The organism is Pedobacter deserti (genome assembly GCF_024436415.1).
Lineage (GTDB): Bacteria > Bacteroidota > Bacteroidia > Sphingobacteriales > Sphingobacteriaceae > Pedobacter > Pedobacter faecalis.
The window spans coordinates 2,686,557-2,699,459 of the sequence record NZ_JAFMZQ010000001.1; the positions used below are offsets into that span (position 1 = coordinate 2,686,557).

A 12,903-nucleotide genomic window follows, 5' to 3' on the forward strand; every position below is an offset into this window, starting at 1 on the left:
AAGGCGCACTGCTCATAAGCAGTGCGCCTTTAAATATATTAAACGAAGACTATGCGTATGGTATGCCATCTTTAGAAGGCAGACTGCTGTGCCCCATCAGGTACTGATCTACCTTCCTGGCCGCCTCACGCCCTTCAGATATCGCCCATACAACCAGCGACTGGCCTCTGCGCATATCTCCGGCGGCGAAAATCTTAGCAATATTGGTCTGGTATTTACCTTCCTCAGCTTTAACATTACCCCGGGCGTCAAGTTCAACTCCAAGCTTCTCCAATAACCCATCTTTTTGCGGATAAAGGAAGCCCATTGCTAGTAATACAAGCTGACATGGCAAATCACGTACGGTATCAGCCTTTTCCTTAAAATTGACCGGTCTGCCGGCCGCATCAATTTCCCATTCTACGTCCACTACCCTAACTGCTTTCAGATTGCCATTTTCATCCTTAATGAATTCTTTAGTGTTCACTCCCCAGAAACGTTCGCAACCCTCTTCATGTGAGGTTGTTACTTTAAGCAGCATTGGATAAGTAGGCCATGGCATATTCGATGTACGGGACGAAGAAGGCATAGGCATAATCTCAAACTGGGTAACCGATCTGGCACCCTGGCGATTGGAAGTTCCGATACAGTCAGAGCCTGTATCACCACCGCCGATCACGATGACATCTTTACCTGTCGCCAGGATGTCTTCGCCCTGTACCGGGATATTCCTAACCCGTTTGTTCTGTTGCTTAAGGAAGTCCATCGCAAAGTGTATACCCTTTGCATCCCTCCCTGTGGCCGGAAGATCGCGCGGTATGGTTGAGCCGCCTGCCAGAATAATCGCCTGATTTTCGCGAAGCAGAGTGTTAAGCTCTACGTTAACCCCAACATTGGCGTTACACTTAAATACAACCCCTTCCTTCTCCATCAGACTAATCCTGCGGCTTACCACATCTTTTTGAAGCTTGAAATCTGGGATACCATAGTTTAACAGTCCACCTGGTGTGTCATCACGCTCGTATACCACAACCTCATGGCCAGCCTTATTCAACTGTGCGGCAGCGGCCATTCCTGCCGGACCAGAACCAATCACGGCAACTTTCTTACCTGTACGGATCAGTGGAGGCTCGGCTTTGATATAGCCTTTGCTGAACGCCATCTCAATAATGTGCTTTTCTATCTCTTCGATAGAAACCGGCGACTTGTTGATACCCAGTACACAAGCAGATTCGCAAGGCGCGGGACAAATCCTTCCGGTGAATTCAGGGAAGTTATTGGTGCTCAGCAAAATAGTTGTAGCCAGCTGCCAGTCACCTTTATATACAGCCTCGTTAAACTCCGGTATCACGTTGCCAAGCGGGCAGCCCGACTGGCAAAAAGGTACTCCGCAATCCATACACCGCGCAGCCTGCTTGTTCACATCCTCCAGCTCAAGCGCGTGTACAAATTCGTTATAATGTTTCAGGCGCTCTTGTGCATCTTCTTTTACAGGAGCAAGCCTTTCGTATTCTAAAAATCCAGTTACTTTTCCCATAACTTAAGATATTGTCAGTTTGTTCGTTCTATTCATTAATACGGCCTTGTATTCTTTAGGGAATACCTTGATGAAGCGGGCCGACTGTGTCGACCAGTCGCTCAGTAAAAACTTCGCTACGCTACTGTCGGTCAGCTGCACATGCATTCTCAACAGGTGCGCAATGCGCAGCTCATCCTGCTCATCAAGCGGATCAAGATCAACCATTTCCTTGTTGCATTTGCTGGCAAAATCCCCTTTCACGTCGTATACCCAAGCTATACCGCCGCTCATTCCAGCTGCAAAGTTAGTTCCTGTGTCACCAATGATCAGCACTTCGCCCCCGGTCATGTACTCACAACCATGTGCACCCAAGCCTTCAACTACCGCCGTTGCACCGGAATTCCTCACAGCAAAACGCTCGCCGGCCTGTCCGCGTACATACAGTTCGCCCGAGGTGGCACCATACAACGCTACGTTACCAATAATAATGTTCTGTTCAGGCACATATTTCGCTTCGGCGAAAGGATATATAGACAAGCGTGCGCCTGAAAGACCTTTTCCTACATAATCGTTAGCCTCACCTTCAAGCTGCAGCGAGATACCTCTCGTAGCAAAAGCACCAAAGCTCTGTCCGGCAGAACCTTTAAACTTAAAGTTTACCGTGTCGGCCGGAAGTCCCTGGCTTTTATACACCTTAGAAACTTCATTAGACAACATCGTACCTATTGATCGATCCGTATTCTTTACATCGAATTCCGCGTAGATCGGTTCTTTGGTAGCTAACGCAGGCTGAGCCGCTTTGATCAATTGATGATCCAGCACACCCTCGATGCCATGGTCCTGATCTTCGGTTTTGTATAGGCTTAAACCATTATCCGGCGCTTTAAACAAGATCGCGGAGAAGTCGAGGTCCTTCTGTTTCCATTCCGCCTGGTCAATCTGGCGTACCTTCAGCATGTCTGCCTGGCCTACCATCTCTTCAACCGTTCTAAAGCCCAGCTCAGCCATGGTTTCCCTCAATTCCTGAGCAAGGAAGTGGAACAGGTTTACCACATGATCGGGTTCACCCGTAAACAGTTTTCTAAGGTTCGGATCCTGGGTAGCCACACCTACCGGACAAGTGTTCAGATGGCATTTACGCATCATGATACAACCTGCGGTTACCAGCGCTGCAGTAGCAACACCCCATTCCTCGGCACCAAGCAAGGTAGCAATGGCAATGTCCTTTCCTGTCTTCAATTGTCCGTCAGTCTGCAATACCACACGGCTTCTTAACCTGTTTTTTACCAGGGTCTGATGTGCCTCTGCCAAACCAAGCTCCCATGGCAAGCCAGCGTGCTGTATAGAAGTAAGCGGAGAAGCGCCCGTACCACCATCAAATCCTGAAACAAGAATAACATCAGCATGTGCCTTAGCCACCCCTGCTGCAATGGTGCCGACACCCGCTTTCGATACCAGTTTCACGTTAATACGTGCCTGTCTGTTGGCATTTTTTAAGTCATAGATCAACTGCGCTAGATCCTCAATGGAATAGATGTCGTGATGCGGCGGAGGTGAAATTAAACCAACACCAGGTGTAGCGTGACGTACCTTGGCAATCCAGTCGTCCACTTTATGACCCGGAAGCTGTCCACCTTCACCCGGCTTGGCACCCTGAGCCATCTTGATCTGCAGTTCATCGGCGTTAGTCAGATAATAACTTGTTACCCCAAAACGGGCAGAAGCGATTTGCTTGATTGAAGAGCGCATCGAATCACCGTTTGGCAGTGGCTCATAACGCAATTCATCCTCCCCACCCTCGCCGGTATTGCTCCTGCCACCGATACGGTTCATCGCAATGGCCAGTGTAGAATGCGCCTCATGAGAAATTGAGCCGAAAGACATCGCTCCTGTAGCGAAACGCTTCAGAATATTCTCAACCGGTTCCACTTCTTCGAGAGGGACAGCAGGACGGTTATAATTAAACTCAAATAATCCCCTGATCGTATAGGCCTGATTGGTCTGGTCGTTGATCAGCTTAGAATATTGCTTATACGTATTGTAATCATTTTTGCGTGTCGCATTTTGAAGCAAATGAATCGTTTGGGGGTTAAACAAGTGCTGTTCACCCTTGCGCTTCCATTTGTAGTTACCGCCTGTTGGCAAAATGGCATCCGGACGGTTAGCCATTTTAAATATGCGGTTGTGCTTAATCAGCGTTTCTTTGGCAATTTCATCCAGGCCAAGTCCGCCGATACGCGACACCGAACCAGTGAAATATTTGTCGACCACACTCTTGTTGATACCCAGAATCTCGAAAATCTGTGCACCATGGTAAGACTGCAGGGTTGAGATACCCATTTTAGAGAATATCTTCAGCAAGCCATTATTGATTGCATAAATATAGTTCTTGATCAGTTTTTCCGATTTCTCCTGAAGTTCCTGTTCAAAACCAGTGATCGTCTCCAATGCCAGGTATGGGTTTACGGCAGTAGCACCGAAACCGATCAGTGTAGCAAAATGATGCACTTCCCACACATCACCTGCTTCAGCAACAATACCTACAGCACCGCGATAACCTTTGCGGATCAAATGGTGATGCACAGCCGAAACAGCAAGCAGCGACGGGATGGCAGCATGTTCAGAGTCGAGCGCACGATCAGAAAGCACCAAAACCTGGAAGCCATCTTCAACTGCATCCACGGCGTAGCGGCATAAGCGCTGTAAACCACGTTCTAAGGCTCCTGGTGTACCATCAGCCCTGAAGTAAGTCTGCAAAGTTTTCGATTGAAACACCCCAGTATCTATACTTCTCAGTTTCTCCAGTTCAAGGTTCGTGAGCACCGGATGCTTTATGCCAACGCAGTGACACTGCATCGCATTTTCTTCCAGGATGTTGCCGTTATTGCCCATAAAACCGGCCAGGCTCATAACCACCTTTTCACGGATAGGATCAATCGGCGGGTTAGTTACCTGGGCAAACAACTGCTTAAAATAAGAAGAAAGGTGCTGAGGCTTCTGAGAAAGGACTGCAAGCGGAATATCTGTTCCCATTGAACCAACAGGCTCCTTCCCTTCTTTAGCCATAGGCTTCAGGATAAGGTCAACATCCTCACGGCTGTAACCAAACACCTGCTGATATCTGAAGATCGACTCCTGAGACAAATTGCTGAACACGAGTCTCGGCTCAGGCAACTCCTCAAGTTTAATCTGGTACTTATTGATCCAGTCGCCATACGGCTTGTTACCGCACACCTTCTGTTTAATTTCTGCGTCACTGATAATCCTGCCCTGCTCCATGTCTACGACGAACATCTTACCTGGTGTTAAACGCCCCTTCTCAATGATCTTGCTTTGATCGAGCGCGACAGCACCAGCTTCAGAAGCCATAATCACGTGGTCATCCGAAGTGATGGCATAACGCTGCGGCCGCAAGCCATTACGGTCAAGCGTAGCACCGATCAGGTTGCCATCGGTAAACGATACCGCGGCCGGGCCATCCCATGGCTCCATCAGCGTAGCATGAAACTTATAGAAGGCTTTTTTCAGATCATCCATATCCTCATTGCCATCCCATGCCTCAGGAATAAGCATCATAAGTACATGTGGTAATGAACGGCCTGAATGAAGCAGCAGCTCAACTACATTATCCAGGCAGCCTGAATCCGAATTGGTTTCATCAATAACCGGGAGCAGGATATTCAGTTCCTCCTGTGTAAAATAAGACGAAGCGAAAGACTTAACGCTCGCACGGAACCAGTTCAGGTTACCCTGCAGCGTATTGATCTCGCCGTTATGCGCAATATACCGGAACGGCTGCGCTAACTTCCATGAAGGAAAAGTGTTGGTCGCGAAACGCGAGTGGATCAAACCGAAAGCCGACACAACGCGCTTATCGCTGAGCTCGGTAAAATAAGTCCGAACCTGCATCGAGGTAAGCTGACCTTTATATACGATGGTACGCGAAGAAAAGGAAGCAATATAAAAGCCGCCATTTATTCCTTTTACCGTACTGTTAATGGTTTTAGTCAGGTAGTTTTTAAAAACGTACAGTTTGCGCTCAAAGTCAGCGCCTGCGGATACCGCATGCGGTCTGCCAATAAAAACCTGCTCCATCTCCGGCTCAACCGAAAGTGCCATAGCACCAATACCTTCGGCATTGGTTTGTACTTTTCTAAAGCCAAGTACCTCCAGGTTCAGTTTCTCAGCCGCCCGGTAAATGATCTCCCTGCATTCCTCTCTTGCCTTCACATCTTTTGGCAGGAAAAGCATTCCGACGCCGTAGTCTCCAGATTCGTTCAGGCTGAACCCGATCTTCAGACACTCATCATACAGGAATTCATGCGGTATCTGAATCATGATACCCGCACCGTCCCCTGTGTTGATTTCGGCTCCGCATGCTCCGCGGTGATCAAGATTTTCAAGAATGGTTATGGCGTCCGAAACGATCTGCTGAGACTTTCTTCCCTTAATATGGGCTACAAAGCCTATACCACATGCATCGTGCTCAAAACGCTGGTCGTATAACCCTTGGTTATCTTGTTTTTGTTCCATAAGTCCGTTTAAAATATTTAGTTTGGTATAGTGTATTTCTGACACTAAGATATAAAATAAATTCCATGAATTATAATATTCGCATGTTTTTTAGGAAAAATCCGGATGTTTTAAAAAAATACGAACCCATATTGTAATATTAGCAAATTACATCGCATAAAAATGACAGAATCACAAATCTGCAATTTAGAATAATTTTGCATAAGGCTTCCGGTAACCGTACCAGGAGCGAAAACGATAATTTGGATAAACAATATCGCAGAAAATATTTAAAAATCCAATTAATTTATGATCAGTTTGTTAGCCGGCATGAGCCCCCTACTTCACAACTAAATATAATTTCACCCTTTGCAGATCGATGTCTTTTACTACATTTGTGCCGGGCAAGTCTTTTACGATCAGCTCCCTTTGAACTCCCCCAGGGTGGGAACGCAGCAAGGGTAGAAGGTTGTAGCGATGCGATAAGAGGTGCTTGCCCATTTTTTTCTTCCTTGGGTAAACATTATTCTTTTTGATTTAAAACCCCATAACTAGCATATGAAATTTTTTATTGACACAGCCAACCTAGATCAGATCAGAGAGGCTCAGGACCTTGGCGTATTGGATGGCGTAACCACGAATCCAAGCCTCATGGCAAAAGAAGGCATCACCGGCGATGCTAATGTAACGGCTCATTATAAGGCGATATGTGATATTGTAGACGATAATGTAAGCGCCGAGGTTATTGCCACTACGTATAACGAGATCGTTCAGGAAGGTGAAGCACTTGCAGCGCTTAATCCTAAGATCGTGGTCAAAGTACCCATGATCAAAGACGGCATCAAAGCCATCAAACACTTTTCATCCAAAGGCATCCGTACCAACTGTACGTTAATCTTTTCACCAGGCCAGGCATTGCTTGCAGCAAAAGCAGGCGCCACCTATGTTTCCCCCTTCCTCGGACGTCTCGACGACATTTCAACAGACGGGTTGCAGCTCATAGAAGACATACGTGTCATATTTGATAACTATGGATACAAAACGCAGATCCTGGCTGCATCGATCCGCGGGCCGCTGCATATCGTTAACTGTGCAAAAATCGGTGCCGATGTGATCACCGGGCCACTAGCCGCGATTACCGCATTACTAAAGCATCCGCTAACTGATACTGGATTGGCGCAGTTCCTGGCCGACCATAAGAAGGCTGCCGAAGCAGGTAAATAATTTACCGGAAATCTTTACTGGTGTTGGCAAACTCAGAGCCTGCCAACACCTTTTTAACGATCTCATAGTCAATCTGCTCGTCCGGCTCAATCAAAATGCCGCGGACGCCCGCAGCATTAGCAGCTTCCACATCGCGAGGCTTATCACCAATCATCACCGATAATTCAGGATCAATATTATACCTGGCTATTGCTTCTTTGAGCATGCCCGGCTTCGGCTTTCTGCAATCACACTCGCCGGAAACCGTTGGATGATGCGGACAATAATAGGCGTGGGTGATCGTTGCGCCCTGCTGCGCAAATCTCCCAAACAGCGTCTGATGCATTTCTGCCAGCGTTTCTTCCGAGTAACGCTGCTGGGCGATACCGCCCTGGTTGGTAATGATAATGAGCATGTAACCCTCATCATATAATTTTTTCAGCGGCGGGATCTGATATTCCAATACGTGAAAATCTTCAGGTCTGCAGATGTAATCGTATAGTTCGCGGTTCAAGACGCCATCTCGGTCCAGAAAAACAGCTTTGTTCATTAAAATGAGATTATCGTTTTTTCAAGGCCGTGAATGTAACAATAATTCTAGACTAGGCTGGCACACTGTGTAGAGTTAATGCCAATTCAATTCCTATATTTGGATACGCACACAAGATTTCTTAACAAAAATGAAACAAAAGATTACAAGAATTGCAAGTTTAGCAGGTGTAGCGATGCTTAGTGCCATGACTTTAGGTAGTCAGGCCCAGCAGCGGCCCATTTACACCAAATACGTAAACACCTTTATTGGTACTGCACCACTTACCGATCCCGCTATCCTTGGTTATGAATTGCCGAAAGACTGGCGCTCCTGGGCTGGCCTGGTATTTCCCGGGAGTTCCATGCCAAACGCCATGGTGCAACTCAGCCCTATGACCGAGTATGGCTCGGGAGCAGGATATGAGTATGAAGATGACATTATTTATGGCTTCACGCATACCAACAAAGGCCACTGGAACCTTTGCAATATTCCGGTAATGCCTGTCTGGGCCGGGGGCATCGAAGAGGCTAAAGCAGTTATTGCCGCTTCCGACAATACTATTGAAGGTCGCAGCCGGAATCCAAAAGAATTCGGATCAAAATTTTCCCATAAAAAGGAAAGTGCTGCCCCTGGTTTCTATCAGGTTTATCTCGACAACTACAAAGTTAACGTAAGCCTCACTTCAACACTGCGCTGCGGATACCACCGTTATGCCTTCGAGAACAATACGGGCCGGCAAGTTATTTTCGACCTCGGCCGCTCAAACAACCGGATATCCGACTGGAACATTGAACAGGAAGGCAGCAATGTCATAAAGGGATCGCAGCGTCCCGGCGAACGCATCTATTTTTACGCCATCCTGAATACCAATATTGAGAAGATTGAAAAAACCGATGAAGGCAAAGCCGGCGGCTACGCGCGTGTCCTGCTTTCCGACGCAGGTAAAGGTCCCGTAGAAATGAAGATCGGAATTTCTTTTGTAAGTACAGAAAATGCTAAAGAAAATTTGGAGAAAGAGATCGGAGGCAAATCGTTCGAGACCATACATCAGCAAGCAACCCAGGACTGGGAAAAAGTACTTAGCAAGATACAGGTAAAGGGCGGTACCGATAAACAACGTCAAATGTTTTATTCCTGCTTCTATCGTTCATTGCTTTGGCCAGCCTTGCGCAGCGACGTAAACGGGGAGTATGTAGACCGCAAGCGTAATGTTGTCAAGGCCGACTTCAACTATTACACGGAACCCTCGCTCTGGGATACCTATCGCAACAAAGACGTTTTTCTGGGCATCATTTCCCCAAAAGTCACGCTGGATGTGATCAAGTCGATGAAAGACGTGGGCGACAAAACCGGTTTCATTCCAACCTTTTTCCACGGCGATCATGGCGCGTCCTCCATTGCAGGGGCCTACCTGCGCGGAATTACCGACTTTGACCTGAAAGGCACTTATGAGATCCTGTTAAAGAACGCTAATGTTGACGGTGGGGCACGTCCACACATCAAGGAATATATCGAAAAAGGCTATATCTCCGATCCCGATATTGCAAACCCTCATGTAGAAACCAAGGCAAAAGCCGGCGTTTCTAAAACGCTGGAATATGCTTATGACGACTATTCATTAGCGCAGCTCTCTAAGGTTCTTGGCGATAGCGCCAACTACCGCAGCCTGATACAGCGCTCGAAAAATTATAAGAATATGTTCGATCCGGAGACCAGGTTTATGCGCGGGCGACTGGAGAATGGTGAATGGATCAAGAACTTTAACCCCCAGTATCCATACTATGAATACATGTACCGCGAGGCAAATGCCTGGCAGGTATCCTTTTTTGCACCGCACGATATGCCCGGACTTATTGAACTGTACGGCGGGCCAAAAGGTTTTGAATCTAAACTTGATTCTTTGTTTACCGTTCCATGGAACCCTAAGCACATCGCGAGAAACGTGGAGACGATGGTTGGACAATACTGTCACGGTAACCAGCCAGATCACGAGGCTCCCTTCGCATACTACTTCATCAATAAGCCCGAAAAATCGCAGAAGATGCTGGATCATATCATGAACAACCTTTACGGTATTGGTCCGGAAGGTCTGGCCTATTCAGGCATGGACGATGCCGGAGAGATGTCGGCTTGGTACGCATTTACGGCACTTGGTCTTTATACCTTCTCGGCCACCGATCCTGAATATCTCGTAACCGTTCCGCTGTTCGACGAAGTAAAATGGACCTCAGAGAACGGAAAGGTGCTTACGATAAGCAAACCTGGAAAAGGCCGTGCGCTTACAGGCATAAAAGTTAACGGTAAAACGCACAAAGGTTATTTTGTGCCGCATGATTTATTTAAAACCGGCGGCAAGATCGAGGTACTTACAAAATAGACATGCCTTATCAGCTACTGAAAAAAATAAAGAAATAAGGCCGGTAATACCGGCCTTATTTCTTTTACTAAGTTAAACTCTTCTTAATAATATCGCGGATCACATCGTCCAGTTCCTTGGCAGAAGTATTAAGATAATTCAGCAGTTCCGTTTCTTTTGCCGTATTACCTGCCTGCGCATTAAGCAATTCCACGATACCTAAAACCCGCGCCAGCGGCGCACGCACCAGATGGGTCTGTGCCCAGGCAATATCGCGCAGCTGCCGGTTTTGCTGTTCTGTTTCGGTAATGTCAAGGCAGGCGCCGATCATTTTTTGCGGCACACCATTTTCACATTTTAGCCTGCCCCAGGAACGGAGAAAGCGGATCTCACCGCCCGGGCGTACAATGCGTTCGTCAAACTGCGTGTCTTCATGGGTCGACAATACCCTTTGGATCTTGTCGTAAACCATTTTGCGGTCATCCGGATGCAGCAGTTCCTGATAACCTTCAAACGTGGCCTTAAACTGATGTTTGTCCAAGCCATATATATCATAAAGCGAATCAGACCAGGTAACCCTGTTATTGATGATATCCCACGACCAGTTGCCGAAGCGTGCAAGTTCCTGCGCCTGGCTCATCAGCAGCATCGTGTCGTTCAACTCCTCTGCATAATTGTTCAGATCCTGCCGCGCGTACGGCGGTAAATTATACAGTCGCCGGGTATCGTCTAAGTTTAGCATGGTCCATCATTTTTCAATGAATATACCATTTTATTGATCAACTTAAAATAGCCCGCCTCCTTTATCCGGCCGAAACAAGGGCTGCAATGTCCAGCTTCCGCATTTTCATCAGGGCACCGGCAACATGCTGCGCTTTATGCGGATCACTCATCAGTTCGCCAAGGATCGATGGTACCACCTGCCACCACATGCCAAATTCATCAGCACACCAGCCGCACATACTTTCCTGTCCTTTTTCCGTAAATGCATTCCAGTAATAATCGATCTCCTCCTGCGTATCACAACTGATCACCATCGATACACCTTCGCTAAACGTAAATGTCTGCGCTACCCCACTATCCATAGCCATAAACGGCGTGTTGTTTAACCGGAAGCGCGCGTGGACAACCGATGCATCAACCTGGGTCTGCCCTTCGGCATAGTGCGCCACAAGCTCCAGGACTGATTCAGGAAAAACCGAAGTGTAAAAAGCTATGGCCTTCTCCGCCCGTCCCTGCTGCTCACCGCAAAACATCAGCAGCGGAACGATCGCCTGTCCCACATCGCTCACCCGGCCAAGGCTAAGCTGCCAGCTAAAGCCATACCTGTCCTGCACCCAGCCATAGAGCGTGCTCCATTCGTACTTATCAAGCGGCATCAACACCATCCCTCCTTCTGCCAGCGCATTCCATATACTTCTCAGCTCCGTTTCCGTCTCAACTGTTGCGAAAAACGACACCGAAGGATTAGGCTTAAACATGGGTCCCCCGTTCAGGCCCATAAACATCAGCCCCTCCAGTTCAAAGCTGGTTACCATCGGGGTACATTGCTTTAGCGAGGAGTTTTTAAACAGTGAACAATAAAACCGGGCGGCCTGCTCTGCATTACCGTCAAACCACAAACAAGGGTAAATCGCATTTTTCATACGCTTAAAATTTAATTCAATAAGCACAAATGTAAACAGGATATGTACCCCGAGGTACTGGTCAATGCTGTCAAAATACGGGGTGATTTGCGACACCTTTTTTCTATATTTGATTCTCGCAATGGAAAAACTAAAAGCCACGACCATCGAGGAATTTTATAAAGAGCATGCTTTTCTTGTTCCCGAAGGCATTAGCCGTGAAATAGGTCATTTCAACGTGTTCAATATCTCAGACCTGATCAAGGCTGGAAATGGAAAGGCAGTGATGCCGTACAACCGACGGGCCTACTACAAGATCAGCCTGATCCGCGGCCGAAACAAAGCAGAATATGCCGATAAGGTAATCGATATAGACAGCGATGCCCTGCTGTTTGCCACGCCCAAGATTCCGTACAACTATGTGCCCTTAGATCAGGATCAAAGCGGGAGCTTCTGCATATTTACCGCCGACTTCCTCGTAGCAAACAAGAGCGGGGTAGTACTGGATCAGCTCCCTATCTTTCAGCCAGGCGGCTACCCGGTGCTCCAGTTGAGCAGCGAGGATGCCGAAGCCATCGCAGCCATCTTTGCAAAAATGCATAAAGAACTATCATCCAGTTATCTTTATAAATATGACCTTATCCGGAACTATGTGCTCGAACTGATTCACTACGGTCAGAAATTACAACCTGCCTTAGTGATGTACCCCGCTCATTCGGCTTCTGCCAGAGTATCTTCACTTTTCATCGAGCTGCTCGAACGGCAGTTCCCGATCGAGTCGCCCAATCAAAGCATCCAGCTTAGAACAGCAAAGGACTATGCCGATCGTCTGGCGGTGCATGTAAACCATTTAAATAAAGTTTTAAAGGAAAACACCGGAAAAACGACAACGGAATTGATTGCAACACGTGTTGTTCAGGAAGCTAAAATCCTGCTGAAGCAAACCGACTGGAATATCTCCGAGATATCGTATTGTCTGGGTTTTGAGCAGGTTGCACATTTCTCTAACTTCTTTAAAAAGCAAACTTCACTCGCTCCTATTAGTTTCAGAAACTGAGCTGTGCAAAGCTTGCGTGTGCTGAACATGATTACTGCACATTGATTTGAATTTTGCAAATATCCGATTGATCGGTACAAACTGCCAGCATACATGCCTGCGGATATTTGTGTAATAAAA

Annotated in this window: 8 protein-coding genes and 1 other RNA gene; 4 read left to right on the forward strand and 5 right to left on the reverse strand. The window is 47.2% G+C overall.

Going from position 1 to position 12,903, the window contains the following annotated elements; translation table 11 throughout:
- Positions 1-49: 49 nt before the first annotated feature.
- The gene (locus J3P40_RS12185) at positions 50-1,516 is read right to left on the reverse strand and encodes a glutamate synthase subunit beta (RefSeq protein WP_256005972.1); all 1,467 of its coding nucleotides are present in this window, start codon (positions 1,514-1,516) and stop codon (positions 50-52) included.
- 3 nt (positions 1,517-1,519) lie between these two features.
- Positions 1,520-6,031 (reverse strand): glutamate synthase large subunit, encoded by a 4,512-nt coding sequence (gene gltB, locus J3P40_RS12190; protein ID WP_256005975.1) that lies wholly within the window; start codon positions 6,029-6,031, stop codon positions 1,520-1,522.
- A gap of 381 nt (positions 6,032-6,412) precedes the next feature.
- Here gltB and ffs point away from each other — a divergent pair.
- Together ffs and fsa are read left to right on the forward strand one after the other, a co-directional pair.
- Positions 6,413-6,512, forward strand: an RNA gene (gene ffs / locus J3P40_RS12195) — signal recognition particle sRNA small type.
- 56 nt (positions 6,513-6,568) lie between these two features.
- A complete protein-coding gene (fsa, locus tag J3P40_RS12200) occupies positions 6,569-7,234 on the forward strand; it encodes a fructose-6-phosphate aldolase (protein WP_256005977.1) in 666 nt (221 codons plus the stop codon).
- Position 7,235: 1 nt separating this feature from the next.
- Here the strand turns inward: fsa and J3P40_RS12205 are convergent, their stop codons facing one another.
- Positions 7,236-7,763: a D-glycero-alpha-D-manno-heptose-1,7-bisphosphate 7-phosphatase gene (locus J3P40_RS12205; protein WP_256005980.1), complete on the reverse strand. Its 528-nt coding sequence runs from the start codon at positions 7,761-7,763 to the stop codon at positions 7,236-7,238.
- 130 nt (positions 7,764-7,893) lie between these two features.
- Here J3P40_RS12205 and J3P40_RS12210 point away from each other — a divergent pair, with 130 nt between their 5' ends.
- A complete protein-coding gene (locus J3P40_RS12210) occupies positions 7,894-10,122 on the forward strand; it encodes a GH92 family glycosyl hydrolase (protein ID WP_256005983.1) in 2,229 nt (742 codons plus the stop codon).
- A 67-nt stretch (positions 10,123-10,189) separates the two neighbouring features.
- On the opposite strand, the gene J3P40_RS12215 is transcribed toward J3P40_RS12210, so the two are convergent.
- Positions 10,190-10,843, reverse strand: coding sequence for a PAS domain-containing protein (locus J3P40_RS12215; protein ID WP_256005986.1), 654 nt, complete (start codon positions 10,841-10,843; stop codon positions 10,190-10,192).
- Positions 10,844-10,904: 61 nt separating this feature from the next.
- Entirely contained in the window at positions 10,905-11,747 is an 843-nt protein-coding gene (locus tag J3P40_RS12220; protein WP_256005989.1) for a VOC family protein, read from the reverse strand.
- 121 nt (positions 11,748-11,868) lie between these two features.
- Between J3P40_RS12220 and J3P40_RS12225 the strand changes: the two genes are divergently transcribed.
- Positions 11,869-12,783, forward strand: coding sequence for a helix-turn-helix domain-containing protein (locus J3P40_RS12225; protein ID WP_256005992.1), 915 nt, complete (start codon positions 11,869-11,871; stop codon positions 12,781-12,783).
- Positions 12,784-12,903 lie beyond the last annotated feature (120 nt).

Excerpts from the sequence above, each read along its gene's own strand:
- J3P40_RS12185 (WP_256005972.1), bottom strand. The coding sequence starts at position 1,516 with ATGGGAAAAGTAACTGGATTTTTAGAATACGAAAGGCTTGCTCCTGTA.
- gltB (WP_256005975.1), bottom strand. The coding sequence starts at position 6,031 with ATGGAACAAAAACAAGATAACCAAGGGTTATACGACCAGCGTTTTGAG.
- fsa (WP_256005977.1), top strand. The coding sequence starts at position 6,569 with ATGAAATTTTTTATTGACACAGCCAACCTAGATCAGATCAGAGAGGCT.
- J3P40_RS12205 (WP_256005980.1), bottom strand. The coding sequence starts at position 7,763 with ATGAACAAAGCTGTTTTTCTGGACCGAGATGGCGTCTTGAACCGCGAA.
- J3P40_RS12210 (WP_256005983.1), top strand. The coding sequence starts at position 7,894 with ATGAAACAAAAGATTACAAGAATTGCAAGTTTAGCAGGTGTAGCGATG.
- J3P40_RS12215 (WP_256005986.1), bottom strand. The coding sequence starts at position 10,843 with ATGCTAAACTTAGACGATACCCGGCGACTGTATAATTTACCGCCGTAC.
- J3P40_RS12220 (WP_256005989.1), bottom strand. The coding sequence starts at position 11,747 with ATGAAAAATGCGATTTACCCTTGTTTGTGGTTTGACGGTAATGCAGAG.
- J3P40_RS12225 (WP_256005992.1), top strand. The coding sequence starts at position 11,869 with ATGGAAAAACTAAAAGCCACGACCATCGAGGAATTTTATAAAGAGCAT.